Origin of the sequence: Streptomyces albidoflavus (genome assembly GCF_000719955.1) — a bacterium.
Taxonomy (GTDB): domain Bacteria; phylum Actinomycetota; class Actinomycetes; order Streptomycetales; family Streptomycetaceae; genus Streptomyces; species Streptomyces albidoflavus.
This window is the reverse complement of sequence record NZ_JOII01000004.1, coordinates 309497-325073: the sequence shown is the minus strand read 5'-3', so window position 1 is coordinate 325073 and position 15577 is coordinate 309497. Positions and strand designations below refer to the sequence as shown.

16 protein-coding genes are annotated in these 15577 nt (G+C 73.0%); 12 read left to right on the top strand and 4 right to left on the bottom strand.

From position 1 onward, the window contains the following. Positions 1–5: 5 nt before the first annotated feature. A complete protein-coding gene (locus IF45_RS0106275) occupies positions 6–398 on the bottom strand; it encodes a VOC family protein (RefSeq protein WP_003952254.1) in 393 nt (130 codons plus the stop codon). A 126-nt stretch (positions 399–524) separates the two neighbouring features. Between IF45_RS0106275 and IF45_RS0106270 the strand changes: the two genes are divergently transcribed. Continuing rightward, positions 525–1076, top strand: a complete 552-nt coding sequence (locus IF45_RS0106270) for a GNAT family N-acetyltransferase (RefSeq protein WP_008417058.1) — start codon at positions 525–527, stop codon at positions 1074–1076. Here the strand turns inward: IF45_RS0106270 and IF45_RS0106265 are convergent. Continuing rightward, complete coding sequence (locus IF45_RS0106265) at positions 1060–1761, bottom strand: glycerophosphodiester phosphodiesterase (RefSeq protein WP_010640369.1); 702 nt, start codon at positions 1759–1761, stop codon at positions 1060–1062. The two genes, IF45_RS0106270 and IF45_RS0106265, sit on opposite strands and share 17 nt — an antisense overlap. Before the next feature lie 333 nt (positions 1762–2094). Here IF45_RS0106265 and IF45_RS0106260 point away from each other — a divergent pair, with 333 nt between their 5' ends. The 3 genes from IF45_RS0106260 to IF45_RS0106250 are packed head-to-tail and all read left to right on the top strand — an operon-like array spanning position 2095 to position 5383. After that, positions 2095–3543 carry a DUF6421 family protein gene (locus IF45_RS0106260; RefSeq protein WP_003952257.1) on the top strand — a complete coding sequence of 483 codons (1449 nt, stop codon included), beginning with the start codon at positions 2095–2097 and terminating at the stop codon, positions 3541–3543. A gap of 5 nt (positions 3544–3548) precedes the next feature. Beyond that, complete coding sequence (locus IF45_RS0106255) at positions 3549–4316, top strand: SDR family NAD(P)-dependent oxidoreductase (protein WP_030306084.1); 768 nt, start codon at positions 3549–3551, stop codon at positions 4314–4316. Next, complete coding sequence (locus IF45_RS0106250; protein ID WP_030306082.1) at positions 4313–5383, top strand: threonine aldolase family protein; 1071 nt, start codon at positions 4313–4315, stop codon at positions 5381–5383. Before IF45_RS0106255 ends, IF45_RS0106250 begins: the two co-directional genes overlap by 4 nt. 115 nt (positions 5384–5498) lie before the next feature. On the opposite strand, the gene IF45_RS0106245 is transcribed toward IF45_RS0106250, so the two are convergent. Then, entirely contained in the window at positions 5499–6230 is a 732-nt protein-coding gene (locus IF45_RS0106245) for a lysophospholipid acyltransferase family protein (RefSeq protein WP_008408053.1), read from the bottom strand. A gap of 270 nt (positions 6231–6500) precedes the next feature. On the opposite strand from IF45_RS0106245, the gene IF45_RS0106240 reads away from it, so the two are divergent. The 5 genes from IF45_RS0106240 to IF45_RS0106220 all read left to right on the top strand — a co-directional run bounded on the left by IF45_RS0106240 (position 6501) and on the right by IF45_RS0106220 (position 11054). After that, positions 6501–6857: a thioredoxin family protein gene (locus tag IF45_RS0106240; RefSeq protein WP_008408054.1), complete on the top strand. Its 357-nt coding sequence runs from the start codon at positions 6501–6503 to the stop codon at positions 6855–6857. An 84-nt stretch (positions 6858–6941) separates the two neighbouring features. Continuing rightward, positions 6942–7526 carry a flavin reductase family protein gene (locus IF45_RS0106235; protein WP_030306079.1) on the top strand — a complete coding sequence of 195 codons (585 nt, stop codon included), beginning with the start codon at positions 6942–6944 and terminating at the stop codon, positions 7524–7526. A 201-nt stretch (positions 7527–7727) separates the two neighbouring features. Then, complete coding sequence (locus tag IF45_RS0106230) at positions 7728–8513, top strand: electron transfer flavoprotein subunit beta/FixA family protein (RefSeq protein WP_003952263.1); 786 nt, start codon at positions 7728–7730, stop codon at positions 8511–8513. Between the two features lie 93 nt (positions 8514–8606). Continuing rightward, positions 8607–9569 (top strand): electron transfer flavoprotein subunit alpha/FixB family protein, encoded by a 963-nt coding sequence (locus tag IF45_RS0106225; protein WP_030306077.1) that lies wholly within the window; start codon positions 8607–8609, stop codon positions 9567–9569. Between the two features lie 183 nt (positions 9570–9752). Beyond that, a complete protein-coding gene (locus IF45_RS0106220; RefSeq protein ID WP_030306075.1) occupies positions 9753–11054 on the top strand; it encodes a DUF6986 family protein in 1302 nt (433 codons plus the stop codon). A 25-nt stretch (positions 11055–11079) separates the two neighbouring features. On the opposite strand, the gene IF45_RS0106215 is transcribed toward IF45_RS0106220, so the two are convergent. After that, on the bottom strand, positions 11080–12120 hold the full coding sequence (locus tag IF45_RS0106215) for a LacI family DNA-binding transcriptional regulator (RefSeq protein ID WP_003952266.1): 1041 nt from the start codon (positions 12118–12120) through the stop codon (positions 11080–11082). A gap of 256 nt (positions 12121–12376) precedes the next feature. Here IF45_RS0106215 and IF45_RS0106210 point away from each other — a divergent pair, with 256 nt between their 5' ends. From IF45_RS0106210 to IF45_RS0106200, 3 genes are all read left to right on the top strand, one after another. After that, positions 12377–13348, top strand: coding sequence for an ROK family protein (locus tag IF45_RS0106210; RefSeq protein WP_030306072.1), 972 nt, complete (start codon positions 12377–12379; stop codon positions 13346–13348). A 202-nt stretch (positions 13349–13550) separates the two neighbouring features. After that, positions 13551–14573: an NUDIX domain-containing protein gene (locus IF45_RS0106205; protein ID WP_008416247.1), complete on the top strand. Its 1023-nt coding sequence runs from the start codon at positions 13551–13553 to the stop codon at positions 14571–14573. A gap of 10 nt (positions 14574–14583) precedes the next feature. After that, positions 14584–15564: a threonine ammonia-lyase gene (locus IF45_RS0106200; RefSeq protein WP_030306070.1), complete on the top strand. Its 981-nt coding sequence runs from the start codon at positions 14584–14586 to the stop codon at positions 15562–15564. Positions 15565–15577: the final 13 nt, after the last annotated feature.

Sequence of the window (15577 nt, the reverse complement as noted above, 5' to 3'; positions counted from 1 at the left end):
GGCGGTCAGATTCCGGGGCGGTACCGCAGCGGATGCTCCGCCGGGATCTCCACCAGCACGATCCGGGTGCCGTCCGGGTCGGCGATCCACATCTCGATCAGCCCCCAGGGCTCCTGGCGCGGCTCCCGCAGGATCTCCACCCCGCGCTCCGCCAGCTCCTGGTGGGTGGCGGCCAGGTCGGCGACCTGGAGCCAGAGGCACAGGCCCGGAGGGACCGGCTCCGAGGAGCGGCCGGAGACCTCCAGGAAGCCGTTGCCGAGGAAGTACACCGTGCCCCGCTCGGGCCCGGTGCCGAACTCGCGGTGGACGGCGAGCCCGAGCGTCTCGCCGTAGAAGCTCCGCGACCGCTCCGGGTCGGCGGGGCGCAACAGGGTCCGGCTGCTCAGCACATGCACCATGCGGCCGAGTCTAGGGGCCCGGCGGACCACGTGCCGGACCGGCCGACGGGCGGCCGGGGGAGCGCGTTACTCTCGGCCGTGCCCGCCCGCGGCGTGCGCCCCGACTCCTCACGAAAGGCCCGCTCCATGGACACCGTGCCCGCCCCCGCCACCGGAGAACTGCTCTACCGTGACGCCACCGAGGCCGACGTGGAGCAGCTGGTGGCGCTGGTGGAGTCGGCGTACCGGGGCGTGTCCAGCCAGCTCGGCTGGACCACCGAGGCCGACCTGCTCGAAGGGCAGCGGACCGACAGCCAGGGCGTCCTGGACATCGTCCGGAGTGAGGGCAGCCGCCTGCTCATGGCCGAGCGGAACGGCGAGCTGATCGCCTGCTGCCAGCTCGCCCACCGCGGCGACCACGCCTACTTCGGCATGTTCGCCGTCCGCCCCGGCCTCCAGGGCGGGGGAGTGGGCCGCCAGGTCCTCGCGGAGGCGGAGCGCCTGGCCGTCGAGAAGTGGGGCGTACGCGCCATGCACATGACGGTGATCTCCGCCCGCGAGGAGCTGATCGCCTGGTACGAGCGGCGCGGGTACCGGCGCACCGGTGAGACCACGCCGTTCCCGTACGGCGACGAGCGGTTCGGCCTGCCGCTCCGCGACGACCTCGCCTTCGAGCTGCTGGTCAAGCCGATCGGCTGACCCCGCGCAGCCGGGCGGCCGCCTCCTTGATCTCCGGGAGGTCGGTGGTGACGCCGTCCGCGCCGAAGGCGAGGGCCAGCCGCAGCTGCTCTTCGGTGTTGACCGTCCAGGTGAAGAACCGCAGGTCGGCCTTGTGTGCCCGCTGGGCGATCTCCAGCGTGAGACGCCGCAGGTTGAGCACGAGGGCGGTGGCGCCGACGGCCAGCGCCCGGTCCACCACATCGGTGCCGTAGCGGCTGGCCACCAGCGCGGTCCGGACCCCGGGCAGCAGCCGGGCGGTCTCGGCGAGCGCCTCGTCGTGGAAGGAGATGACCTCCACCCGGTCGGTCAGCTGCCGCTCGGCGAGCACCTCGGCGAGCGCGCGGGCCGCCGCCACGTCCTTGATCTCCGCCTGGAGCGGGGCGCCGACGGCCTCCAGCACCTCCTCGAAGACCGGGACGCGTTCCCCTTGGCCGGCGTCGAGTTCCCGCAGCTCGGCGAGGGTCTTCTCGGCGATCGGGCCGCGTCCGTCGGTGGTCCGGTCCACCTCCGCGTCGTGCATGACGACCAGCGCGCCGTCCTTGCTCAGGTGCAGGTCGAGTTCGATCAGGTCGACGCCGGACCGCTCGGCCCGGACGAAGGACCGCAGGGTGTTCTCCGGCTCGTGGCCCATGGCACCCCGGTGGCCGATGGTGAGGAAGTTCAAGATCCGCTCGTTTCGTCGACGGCTGTGCCGCGGCCCGTACCCCTCAGGTGCCGCCTCGGCATGCAGCCTAGGCCCTGACCGGCCCTTCTCCCTCGGACGTGGGCGTGTCGCCGTCCCCGGCTTGACGTGCGGGAAAGGCCGGCCGGGGCCACGCTGGAGCTAGCTCCCGCACTACCGGGCAGGAGGGTCCCGTCTTTCGACGAGCGGAGGGTGACAGGAAAAACAGCGGCGATCAAGGGATGTGGCCGCAGTTTTTTCGGCATCCCTTGTGTTGACGCGAGAGGTCTGCCTACGGTGAGCCGTACGTGAAGTTCTTCCCGGGAGGTACGAGGCATGACGGAAATTCTTGCGCAGGACGCCGTGCGGGAGGGGCAGACGTCCGGTGACTCGGCTCCCCGCGTCGTGGACGACCCCGCCTGGCCGCTGCTCAAGGAGGCCGTCGAAGAACTGCGCGTCCTCCAGCAGGCCGACGGCTCCGTCGACCTCGCCGCCGACGGCGCGCCCGCCCCGGAGGCGGTCCGCGCCCTCGTCGAGCGGGTGATCGCCGGCGTCGAGGCGCTCGCCCCGCTCCTGCCGCACGACGCCGCGTACCACCGCGCCCTCGTCGCGGACCTCCGCCGCTGGGCCGACGACGGCTTCGGCGTGCCGGACTTCCTGGAGGCGCTGCTCGCCTTCCAGCCCGCCGCCGGGCGCGCCGACGGCCTCCAGCACCTCGTCGTCTTCCCGATGTACACGCAGAACGGCAACCCCGACCGCAACTTCGAGGCGGTCGTCCTGCGCATGGTCTGGCCCGACTGGCTGGCCGAGCTGGAGCGCACCCGCTACGACAACCCGCTGTTCTGCGGCATCACCTTCGAGGACTTCACCTCGGGCTACGACACCAACTCGGCGGTGCTCTTCCCCGAGACCGTGGCCGTCCGCGAGGCCCCCGAGCGCTTCACCTGGGGCGGCATCTTCTGCGACCGCGAGGCGGCCCGCTTCCGCAAGGTCACCGAGGCCGCCGTGGACATCCTCGGCCTGGAGCTCCCCGACGACATCCGCGCCCTCGTCGCCGACCAGGACCGCAGCCAGCAGGCGTTCGTGCTGTGGGACATGGTCCACGACCGCACCCACAGCCACGGCGACCTGCCCTTCGACCCGTTCATGATCAAGCAGCGCCAGCCGTTCTGGATGTACGGCCTGGAGGAGCTGCGCTGCGACCTCACCGCCTTCAAGGAGGCCGTGAAGCTGGAGGCCGACGGCTTCCCGCAGGGCCGCGACGTGCAGTACGCGGTCCTCTTCGACCGCATGTTCCGCTTCCCGGTCACCGGCGAGCGCAACCGGAACTACGACGGCCTCGGCGGCCAGCTCCTCTTCGCCTACCTCCACCGCCACGACGTCGTCCGCTGGACCGACAACCGGCTCAGCATCGACTGGGAGCGGGCCCCGCAGGTCACCAACCAGCTCTGCGCCGAGATCGAGAAGCTCTACCGCGACGGCATCGACCGCCCCAAGCTCGTCCACTGGTTCGCCGCGTACGACCTGGTCTCCACCTACCTCGCACCGCACCCCGGCTCCCGCTGGGCCAAGGGCCCCGACGCCCTCGACCTCACCCTCCCGCCGCGCAAGCTCGTCGACGACGTGCTGCCCGACGAGTTCCCCCTGAGCATGTTCTACGAAGCCCTCAAGAAGAAGCTCAAAGGTGTGATCGCCGCCACGAAGGGGATCACTGCCCAGGACCCGGCAACGGCCGGGGCCGCCAGTGAGACCGGTGCGGACGCCCCCGCCCCGGCGGGAAGGTGACGGCCATGAACGACACACAGCACAGCGCGACCCCGCAGTCCCTCGAAGGAGCCGTCGTCGCGGTCGCCGGCGCGGCCGGACCCGCGGGCCGGGCCACCCTGCTGCGCCTGGCCGAGGCCGGCGCCACCGTGATCGGCGCCGACGCCGACGTCGAGCGCCTGGCCGAGGCCGTCGACGCCGCCCGCTACGCCCACGGCGGCGCCACCGTCATCGGCGAGACCATCGACCTCCTCGACCTGCACGCCACCCAGGACTGGGCCGACCGCGTCCAGAAGGACTTCGGCCGGCTCGACGGCCTCGTCCACCTGGTCGGCGGCTGGCGCGGCGGCGCGGACCTCACCGACTCCGCCCTCCAGGACTGGGACCTGCTGGAGAAGCTCCTCATCCGCACCGTCCAGAACACCTCCCTGGCCTTCCGCCCCGCCCTGGAGCGCAGCGACCGCGGCCGCTACCTGCTGATCAGCGCCGCCGGAGCCAGCAAGCCCACCGCCGGCAACGCCGCGTACGCCGCCGCCAAGGCCGCCGCCGAGGCGTGGACGCTCGCCCTCGGCGACGCCTTCCGCAAGGCCGGGGGCGAGGACGGGCCCCGCGCCGCGGCTGCGATCCTGGTGGTCAAGGCGTTGGTCCACGAGGCGATGCGCGCCGAGCGCCCCAACGCGAAGTTCGCGGGCTTCACCGACGTGACCGACCTGGCCCAGGCCATCGTCGAGACCTGGGGGAGCCCGACCAGGGAAGTGAACGGAAACCGTCTGTGGCTGACCGAGAAGCCGTGAACCCGCCCCGCACCGACGCGCGACGCCGCCACGACCCGCAGCTCCGCGGGTTCGCCAGCGACAACTACGCCGGCGCCCATCCCGAGGTCATGGCGGCCCTCGCCCTGGCCAACGGCGGGCACCAGGTGGCGTACGGGGAGGACGACTACAGCGAGCATCTCCAGCAGATCGTCCGGAGCCACTTCGGCGGCTCGGCGCAGGCGTTCCCCGTCTTCAACGGCACCGGCGCCAACGTCGTCGCCCTCCAGGCGCTGACCGACCGCTGGGGCGCGGTGATCTGTGCGGAGAGCGCCCACATCAACGTCGACGAGTGCGGGGCGCCCGAGCGCGTCGGCGGGCTGAAGCTGCTCACCGTCCCCACCCCGCACGGCAAGCTCACCCCCGAGCTGATCGACCGCGAGGCGTACGGCTGGGACGACGAGCACCGGGCCATGCCGCAGGTCGTCTCCCTCACCCAGAACACCGAACTGGGCACGGTCTACACGCCCCAGGAGATCCGCGCGATCTGCGACCACGCCCACGAGCGGGGCATGAAGGTCCACCTCGACGGCGCCCGGATAGCCAACGCCGCGGCCTCCCTCGACGTCCCCATGCGCGCCTTCACCAACGCGGTCGGCGTCGACGTGCTCTCGTACGGCGGGACCAAGAACGGCATGCTCTTCGGCGAGGCGGTGATCGTCCTCGACCCGGACACCGCCCGCCACATGAAGCACCTGCGGAAGCTGTCGATGCAGCTCGCCTCGAAGATGCGGTTCGTCTCGGTGCAGCTGGAGGCGATGCTCGCCAAGGACCTCTGGCTGCGCAACGCCCGGCACGCCAACGCCATGGCCCGCCGCCTCGCCGAGGCCGTCGAGACGGTCGACGGCGTGGAGATCGTCCACCCGGTGCAGGCCAACGCGGTCTTCGCCCGGCTCCCGCACGACGTCTCCGAGCGCCTCCAGAAGCGCTTCCGCTTCTACTTCTGGGACGAGCAGGCGGGGGAGGTCCGCTGGATGTGCTCCTTCGACACCCAGGAGGCGGACGTCGACGCCTTCGTGGCCGCCCTCCGCGAGGAGATGGGCCGCTGACCCCGGCACACTCCTAGGGCTCGTACCTGTGCGGCCACCCGTGAACGCATTGCACACGGGTGGCCGCTCGTTCTGGAGCACTTGGCCCGTCCGGCGGGGAAGGGCCGACGTGGCGTCAGTCCTTCTGCTCGGCCTCGCGTACCGCCTCCGGGGTCGGCGCGGTGCCGCCCAGGTGGGCCGGCATCCACCAGGTGTCGTCAGGACCCTTGGGGCGTACCGGGTAGGCGCGCTGCGCCGCCTCCAGCAGCTCCTGCATCCGCTCCCGCAGCCGGCGAGTGATCGCCCCGGCGTACTGGTCGGCGGGCGCCTCCAGCGGCTCACCGACACGGATGGTGATCGGGATGTGGCTGCGCCGGAAGTTGCGCGGGTGGCCCTTGGTCCATATCCGCTGGGTGCCCCACAGGGCCATCGGGATCAGCGGGACCCCGGCCTCCTGGGCCAGGCGGGCCGCGCCGGACTTGAAGGACTTCAGCGTGAACGACTGGGAGATGGTGGCCTCGGGGAAGACACCGATGATCTCGCCGGAACGCAGGGAGTTGAGCGCGTGCGCGTAGGCCGCCTCACCCTTCTTGCGGTCGACCGGGATGTGCTTCATGCCGCGCATCAGCGGACCGGAGATCTTGTGGCGGAAGACCGAGTCCTTCGCCATGAACCGCACCAGCCGCTTCTGCGGCAGCGCCGCCAGGCCGTTGAAGATGAAGTCCATGTAGCTGATGTGGTTGCTGACCAGCACCGCACCGCCGACGCGCGGGATGTGCTCGGAGCCCCGGCACTCGATCTTCAGGTCAAGTGCCTTGAACATCGTTTGCGCGGCACCGATGACCGGTCGATAGACGAGTTCTGCCATGTAAGTGGGGACCCTTCTGTACCCGGGGAGGGCTCTCCCGGTGGAAGTTACGGAGCCGTAGGTTTTCGGCGTTGCGCAGATCGTGCCCCAAGAACGGGCCGGAGACCAGCCCCGGTTCCGGTACGCCGAGAGAGCTTCGTCACGTCTGACCTGGTTCTTCCGCGCCCGGACGGTGAAACGCGTGGCCTTCGTGGGGGGAATCAGGAGTGCTCGTCACCGGTTCGGCAGGATGGACGTGACGCGTGGGACGAGACGGGAAGTGAGGCGGCCATGGCGGACGGGCAGGAGACCGCGACCGGCGGAACGGCCGGGAACGGTGCCGAGGTGCTGGACGCCGCCCTGCTCGGGGCCGAGCTGGGGGAGCGGGCGACGCTGGTGCAGTTCTCCACCGCCTTCTGCCAGCCCTGCCGCGCGACCCGGCGCGTCCTCGACGATGTCGCCGCCCTGGTCCCCGGGGTCCGCCACGTGGAGATCGACGCCGAGGCCCACCTGGGCCTGGTCCGCGCCGTGGGCGTCGAACGGACGCCCACCGTGCTGATCCTGGACAGCCGGGGCCGCGTGGCCCTCCGCGCCACCGGCGCGCCGCGCAAGGCGGAGGTCCTGGCGGGGCTCGCCCAGGCCCTGTGACCTCGGCGAACGGCCACGCGCCCGACGGGTACGGCCGCCCGGTTCCGCTTGACGTGCCGCCCCACCTCTCGTCAGGGTGACGTCATGCCGCCCGCCGAGAACCGCACCGCCCCCCGACTCCCGTCGCCTTCCTCGCCGGATCCCGGGAGCCCGCGCGGCGGTACGGACGGGAGCGCGGACGCCCGCGCCCCGCTCGACGGTTCACCGGAACTGCTGCGGGCCGCGTTCCGGCGCCACCCGGCCGGTGTCGCGGTGATCACCGCACGCGGGAGCCGGCTCGCCGGATTCACCGCCACCTCGCTGACCTCGGTCTCGGCGGAACCGCCGCTGGTCTCCTTCGGCGTCGGGACGGCCTCCGGCAGCTGGCCGGTCATCGCCGAGGCGGAGCACGTAGGCGTCCATCTGCTCGGCGAGCACCAGCGCGAGCTGGCCGGCCTCTTCGCCCGGAGCGGAGCCGACCGGTTCGCGCCGCCGACGCGGTGGCGCGAGGGGCCCGAAGGGGTGCCCCTGCTGGAATCGGTACCCGTGTGGCTGGTGTGCCGTGTGGTGGCGCGGGTCCCGGCGGGGGACCATCGGGTCGTGGTGGCCGAGGTGGTGGCCGGAGACCCGGCCGGACCCGGCCGTCCGCTGGTCCATCACGACGGGTGCTACAACGCCCTGCGGGACTGAATCGTTCCGGGTTGGCCGGCCTCGGCCGGGGTAGGCCAGATCACAGTGCAAAGCGCTTGCTTACCGGGCAGGAGCTGGGTGTACTGACGAGTAATATTTCGGTCGGAGCGCGGTCCGCCCCCATCGGGATTCGCCTCTTCAGGCGCCTATGCTGCGTTCCAGTACGCAGCCAAGAAATGACGATGCAGTAGGAGAGCCGGCGTGAGCTTGAGGATCGTTGTCTGTGTGAAGTACGTGCCCGACGCCACCGGCGACCGGCACTTCGCCGATGACCTGACCCTGGACCGTGACGATGTCGACGGTCTGCTGTCGGAGCTGGACGAGTACGCGGTCGAGCAGGCGCTCCAGATCGCGGACGAGGCGGACGACGCGGAGATCACCGTGCTGACCGTCGGCCCCGACGACGCGAAGGACGCGCTCCGCAAGGCGCTGTCCATGGGCGCCGACAAGGCCGTCCACGTCGAGGACGACGACCTGCACGGCACCGACGTCATGGGCACCTCGCTGGTGCTGGCCAAGGCGATCGAGAAGACCGGCTACGACCTGGTCATCTGCGGCATGGCCTCCACCGACGGCGTCATGGGTGTCCTCCCGGCCGTCCTGGCCGAGCGCCTGGGCGTCCCGCAGGTCACCCTCCTGTCCGAGGTCTCGGTCGAGGACGGCACCGTCAAGGGCCGCCGCGACGGCGACACCGCCACCGAGCAGCTGGAGGCCGCCCTCCCGGCGGTCGTCTCGGTCACCGACCAGTCCGGTGAGGCCCGCTACCCGTCCTTCAAGGGCATCATGGCGGCCAAGAAGAAGCCGGTGGAGTCCCTGGACCTGGAGGACCTCGACATCGAGGCCGACGAGGTCGGCCTGGAGAACGCCTGGACCAAGGTCGACTCCGCGACGGAGCGCCCGGCCCGCACGGCCGGCACGATCGTCAAGGACGAGGGCGAGGGCGGCAAGCAGCTCGCGGCCTTCCTGGCGGAGCGGAAGTTCGTCTGAGGCGCAGCCTCACCGGCCGCAGCGCGCGCCACGGCGCCGGGACCGGCCACCCCACCGCCCTCTCACCCTTCGCAAGCAGGAGATTGAAGTCCCATGGCTGAAGTTCTCGTCTACGTCGACCACGTGGACGGCGCCGTCCGCAAGCCCACCCTGGAGCTGCTGACGCTGGCCCGCCGCATCGGCGAGCCCGTCGCCGTCGCGCTGGGTGCCGGTGCCGCCGACACCGCTTCCGCGCTCGCCGAGCACGGCGCGGTCAAGGTCCTGACCGCCGACGCCCCCGAGTTCGCCGACTACCTGGTCGTCCCGAAGGTCGACGCGCTGCAGGCCGCGTGCGAGGCCGTCTCCCCGGCCGCCGTGCTGCTGCCCTCCTCGGCCGAGGCCAAGGAGATCGCGGCCCGCCTGGCGCTGCGCATCGGCTCCGGCATCATCACCGACGCCGTCGACCTGGAGGCCGGCGACGAGGGCCCGGTGGCCACGCAGTCCGTCTTCGCGGCCGCGTTCACCACCAAGTCCCGCGTCTCCAAGGGCACCCCGGTCATCACCGTGAAGCCCAACTCCGCCCCCGTCGAGGCCGCCCCGGCCGCCGGCGCCGTCGAGGCGCTGTCCGTCTCCTTCTCGGAGAAGGCCACCGGCACCAAGGTCGTCTCGCGCACCCCGCGTGAGTCCACCGGCCGCCCCGAGCTGACCGAGGCCGCGATCGTCGTCTCCGGCGGCCGTGGCGTCAACGGCGCGGAGAACTTCGCGATCATCGAGGCGCTCGCCGACTCGCTCGGTGCCGCCGTCGGCGCCTCGCGTGCCGCCGTTGACGCCGGCTGGTACCCGCACACCAGCCAGGTCGGCCAGACCGGCAAGTCGGTCTCGCCGCAGCTCTACATCGCCAACGGCATCTCCGGTGCGATCCAGCACCGCGCCGGCATGCAGACCTCGAAGACCATCGTGGCCGTCAACAAGGACGAAGAGGCCCCGATCTTCGAGCTGGTCGACTACGGCGTGGTCGGCGACCTCTTCGAGGTCGTCCCGCAGCTCACCGAGGAGGTCAAGGCCCGCAAGGGCTGACGACCCCGCGCAGTACGCCCTGAGCCCCCGCCTCCGGCCCACCCGGCCGGTGCCGGGGGCTCCGGCGTACCGTCCACGGGGTGCCCGCCGTCGCCGGACCGGTGTTGACCGGAGCAGATCACCCGGATAACTTCGCAGTGCGGATCTTTGATTCCGAGAAGCGGAAATGAGGAGAGTGTGGGCATGGGTCAGCACGAGCAGGCGGCCACCAGTTTCGGCAGCGGTCTCACCGAGGAGATCGGAGCCCTGCTGGCCCCGGTCGACGCGGAGCTGGAGCGCCGCTACCCAGGCGACCCCGGCACCCGCCAGCCCGTCCACACCGTCTACGTCCCCGCCGACGCCTTCGGCCCCGCCACGCTGCGCGACTGGGGCGACGAGGCGCTCGACGCCCTCGACGCGCACGCGCCCGACGCCGGCTCCTTCGCCGCCGTCCTCGGCCTCGCCGACGACCTGGCCGCGCCGGTCTACGACCGCGTCCGCGCCAAGCTCACCCGCGAGCCCGTCGAGGACCTGCGCATCGACTTCGAGGACGGCTACGGTCCCCGACCGGACGCCGAGGAGGACGAGGCGGCCGTCCGCGCCGCCCGTACCGTCGCCGCCGCCTACGCCGACGGCAGCGCCGCCCCGTACATGGGCATCCGGATGAAGTGCATGGAGGCCGCCGTCCGCGACCGCGGCATCCGCACCCTCGACCTCTTCCTCACCACCCTGCTCGCCTCCGGACCGCTCCCCTCCGGCCTGGTCCTCACCCTCCCCAAGGTCACCTACGCCGCCCAGGTCACCGCCATGGCCCGGCTGCTGGAGGCGTTCGAGAAGAGCCACGGGCTGGACGCCGGACGGCTCGGCTTCGAGATCCAGATCGAGACCAGCCAGTCCATCCTCGGCCCTGACGGGACCGCCACCGTCGCCCGCATGATCGACGCCGCCGAGGGCCGCGCCACCGGCCTGCACTACGGCACCTTCGACTACAGCGCCTGCCTCGGCGTCGCCGCCGCCCACCAGGCCAGCGACCACCCGGCCGCCGACCACGCCAAGGCCGTCATGCAGGTCGCCGCCGCCGGCACCGGAGTCCGGGTCAGCGACGGCTCCACCAACGTCCTGCCCGTCGGCCCCACTCCCAAGGTCCACGACGCCTGGCGCCTCCACTACGGCCTGACCCGCCGCGCCCTGGCCCGCGCCTACTACCAGGGCTGGGACATGCACCCCGCCCACATCCCCACCCGCTACGCCGCCGTCTTCGCCTTCTACCGCGAGAGCTTCGAGCAGGCCGCCGCCCGCCTCGCCGCCTACGCCAACCGCACCGGCGGCGACGTCATGGACGAGCCCGCCACCGCCAAGGCCCTCGCCGCCCACCTCCTGCGCGGCCTGGAGTGCGGTGCCCTGGACAACGGCGAGGTGGCCCGCCTCAGCGGCCTCACCCGCGCCGACCTGGAGGCGTACGCCCGCCCCCGCCGCGCCGAACTCGGCGCCGGGCGGGGAGCCTGACGGAGCGCCGGGGGAGCGGGACGGCCTACCGCCCGGCGGGCGGCAGCTCCCCCGAGCCGCGCACGATCAGACGGGTCGGCAGTTTCACCTGGCGGGGCCGCGCGGGCTCCCCCTCCAGGCGTCCGAAGAGGAGGTCGGCGGCGGTGCGGCCGATCAGGGCGGCGTCCTGGGCCACGACCGTCACCCCGGGGCGGAGCAGGTCGCCCAGTTCGATGTCGTCGAACCCGACCAGGGCGACGGGCTCCTCCCGGTCGGCCAGTACCCGCAGGGCGGTGACGGTGACCCGGTTGTTGCCGGCGAACAGGGCGGTGACCGGCTCCGGGCCCGAGAGCAGCCGCGCGGCCTCGGCCGCCACCCGCTCGGCCCCGGTCGGCCCCATCGACACCCAGCGCTCGTCCACCGGCGCCCCCGCCTCCGCCATCGCCTCCCGGTAGCCGCGCAGCCGCTCGGCGGCGGTGTGGATGTGCGGCAGGTCGCCGACGAAGCCGATCCTGCGGTGGCCGTGGGCGAGCAGGTGGGCGACGCCCTCGCGGGCTCCGCCGGCGTTGTCGGAGAGGACCGCGTCGGCCTCGATGCCGCCGGCCGGGCGGTCCACGAAGACCGTGGCCACCCCGGCGGCGATCTCCGGCTCCAGGTACCGGTGGTCCTCGCCCGCCGGGATCACGACCAGGCCGTCCACCCGGCGGGCGCACAGGGCGAGGGCCAGTTCCCGTTCCCGCTCGGGGTCCTCGGCGCTGGAGCCGTTGATGAGCAGGGCGCCGTGGGCGCGGGCGACCTCCTCCACGGCCCGGCTCAGCGGCCCGTAGAAGGGGTCGGCGAGGTCCTCCAGGATCAGGCCGACGCTGGCGGTGCGGCCCTTGCGCAGGACGCGGGCGCTGTCGTTGCGCCGGAAGCCGAGGGCGTCGATCGCCTCGCGGACCCGCCGCTCCGTCTCCACCGTCACCCCCGGTTCGCTGTTGACCACCCGGGAGACGGTCTTCAGCCCCACCCCCGCCCGGGCGGCCACGTCCTTCATGGTCGGGCGGTTGCCGTAACGCGGTGCGGGGCGGCGGACGGTCTGGGCCACAGTGCGCTGTCCTGTCCTCGGGCCGGACGCCGGTCCGGGCCTGACGTGGCCAGGCGCCCGGGTGCCTGGCCCGCCTGCTGCGGGTCGCACGCCCGGCCCGGTCGCGCGAACGGCCGGTCTGGCCCGGCCTGTCGGGGCCGTGGCGTCGAGCATAGAGTGTGGACAACGTTGTCAAACCGGGGGGACAATGGATCAGGACCAAGAGACGTACTCAGGGGTGCCCGCGACGGCCGGTGCCTCCACAGGAGCTCCGACCGTGACCCGTACCGAGCTGACCGCCGCGCTGGACATCGGCGGCACCAAGATCGCCGCCGCCCTCGTCGACCGGGAGGGGCGCATCGTCCTGCGGGCGCAGCGGCCGACCCCCGCGGACCAGGACGGCGAGCGGGTGGTGGCCGCCGTCCACGCGGCGCTCGGGGAACTCGCCGCGCACCCCGACTGGGAGCGGGCCGGCGCGCTCGGCATCGGCAGCGCGGGACCGGTCGACGCCTCGGCCGGCACGGTCAGCCCGGTCAACATCCCGGGCTGGCGCGACTTCCCGCTGGTCGAACGGGTCCGGGAGGTGGTGGGCGCGCGGCCGGTGCGGCTGATCGGCGACGGTGTGGCCGTCGCCGCCGCCGAGCACTGGCAGGGCGCGGCACGCGGCTACGACGACGCGCTCTGCATGGTCGTCTCCACCGGCGTGGGCGGCGGACTGGTCCTCGGCGGCCGTCTCTACGCGGGCCCCACCGGGAACGCCGGTCACATCGGCCACATCAGCGTCGACTTCGACGGCGATCTCTGCCCGTGCGGCGGCCGGGGCTGCGTCGAACGCATCGCGAGCGGCCCCCACATCGCCGCCCGCGCGCTGGCGGAGGGGTGGCGCCCGGGGCCCGACGGTGACACCTCGGCCGCCGCGGTGGCCGCCGCCGCCCGCGCCGGCGACCCGGTGGCCCGTGCCTCCTTCGCCCGGGCGGGCCGCGCGCTGGCCGCCGGGATCGCCGCCACCGCGACGCTGACCGAGATCCGGATCGCGGTGATCGGGGGCGGGGTGGCGGCCGCGGGCGACGTGCTCTTCGCCCCGTTGCGCCGGGCACTCGACCAGTACGCCACCCTCGCCTTCGTTCGCGGCCTGACGGTGGTTCCGGCGCGGACCGGGACGGACGCCGGGCTCATCGGGGCGGCGGCCTCCGTGCTCCGGGAGGACGGCTGGGGTGGATCGGCGGCCGGCCGTCGGCAGGCCGCCTGATGAGGCGTACGCCGTCACAGGTGCGGAGCGCGTGTGAGGGCGGGGCGGGGTGGGCCCGCCAGCCGCGCAGCCCCGGCGCACGGGCGCTCGGAGGGGCGCACGACCGGCGCATTCGGCGGCGGGCGGCCCTCTCTGAACGCGGTGGGTTTCCGTGGCACTGTGGGGCGGGCAAGCCACTGGCGTCTACGGATGAGGGGGAACCGTGATCATCTGGGTCAACGGTGCGTTCGGGGCGGACCAGACCGCCGTGGCGAAGGAACTGACAGAGCTGCTCCCGCGGAGTGTGCTCTTCGACCCGGAGACGGTCGAGGAGCAACTCGTCCGGCTGCTGCCACCGAAACGGCTGGCCGAGGTGGCGGATCTCCAGGAGCTGCCGATGTGGCGGCGGCTGGTCGTCGACACCGCCGCCGCGCTCTTCGCGGAGACCGGCGGCGACGTGGTCGTCCCCGGCAGCCTGCTGCGCCAGGAGTACCGGGACGAGATCTTCGGGGCTCTCGCCGCCCGCCGCATCACCGTCAGCCACGTCCTGGTCGACCCTGGGGAAACGATCCTGCGGGCGCGCTCCGCCGAGACGCCGACCGGGACCCGGACCGCCTCCCGCCCTCCGCACGACCCCGCCGCGTACGGCGCCGTGCTCTCCGCCTGGCTCGCGGCGGACGCCCACGTCCTCGACACCCGGGGACTCTCGCCCGCGCAGAGCGCGCAGCGCATCGCCGACCTGCTCCACCAAGGCGGCGCCCGCACCTGCGACATCGTCCAGACCCCCGAACCGACGGCCGAGACCGTCGCCTCCGGAGTCCTGCTCTTCGACGAACGGGAGCGGGTCCTGCTCGTCGACCCGACCTACAAACCCGGCTGGGAGTTCCCCGGCGGAATAGTCGAACCAGGGGAGGCGCCCGCCGCCGCGGGGGTGCGCGAGGTCGCCGAGGAAACGGGGCTGAGCCTGGACCAGGCGGATCTGCGCCTGCTGGTCATGGACTGGGAACCGCCGATGCCGCCCGGCTTCGGCGGCCTGCGCCTGCTCTTCGACGGGGGCCGCCTGGACAGCCGCGACGCCACCTCGATGCTGCTGCCCGGCCCGGAACTGCGGGCCTGCCGCTTCGTCGGCCTCGACGAGGCCGAGGGGTTGCTGCCACCGGTACGGTTCGAACGGCTGCGGTGGGCCGTGGCGGCGCGGGGGACCGGGGGGCCGCTGTATCTGGAGCGAGGGGTGCCGTTGAGGTGAGGGGGCGGCCGTGCCGCGGACGCGTCTCGACACCGGTCGCATTCTGGCGGCCCGCCAGCTGATCGACCCGGTCTTCCTCGACATGCCCTTCTACCGGTGCGAGGCGCTGGAGCCCCGTCTCGGGTGCGCGGTGAACATCAAGCTGGAGACGGCGAACCCGGTGCGCAGCTTCAAGGGACGCGGCACCGAGGTGGTGGCGAGTCTGCTCGCCGACGCGGGCCGGCGGGCGGTGGTGTGCGCCAGTGCGGGCAACCTCGGGCAGGCCCTCGCCTGGTCCGGACGCACCCGGGGCGTCGACGTGACCGTGGTGGCCTCCCGCAGCGCCACCACGGCCAAGCTCGACCGCATCCGGGCCCTGGGCGCGACGCTGGAACTCGTCGACGGCGACCACGAGTCGGCTCGCGAGCGGGCGGCGTCCCTCGCCCGGAACGCGGGCATCCGTCTGCTGGAGGACAGCCTGGACCTCGAAACCTGCGAAGGCGCGGGGACCATCGGCTGGGAGCTGGTGAACTCCCGCCTGCCGTTCGACACCGTTGTGCTCGCCCTCGGCGGTGGGGCGCTCGCCACCGGGGTGGGCCACGTACTCAAGGAACTGGCGCCGCACGTCGAGGTGGTCTGCGTCCAGGCGCTGGGCGCACCGGCGTTGGCGCACTCCTGGCGCCGGCGCCGCGTCGTCACCACCGCGTCAACCGACACCATCGCCGACGGGGTGGCCGGTCGGTTTCCGATCCCGGCCGTCCTGGAGGATCTGCTCCTGGTCGCCGACGATGTCGTCCTGGTCCGGGAGGAGTCGATCGTCGCGGGGATGCGGCTGCTCCTGCACCACGCCGGTCTCGTCGTCGAGCCGTCGGCCGCGCTCGGCCTAGCCGCGGTCATCGAGGACCGCGACCGCTTCGCCGGCCGCTCCGTGGCGACGGTCGTGTGCGGCAGCAATGTCGACATGGCCGCTCATCGCCGCTGGACCGGCGGGGCACAGGCGCGCGAGTGCTGACCTGCGCCCCGAG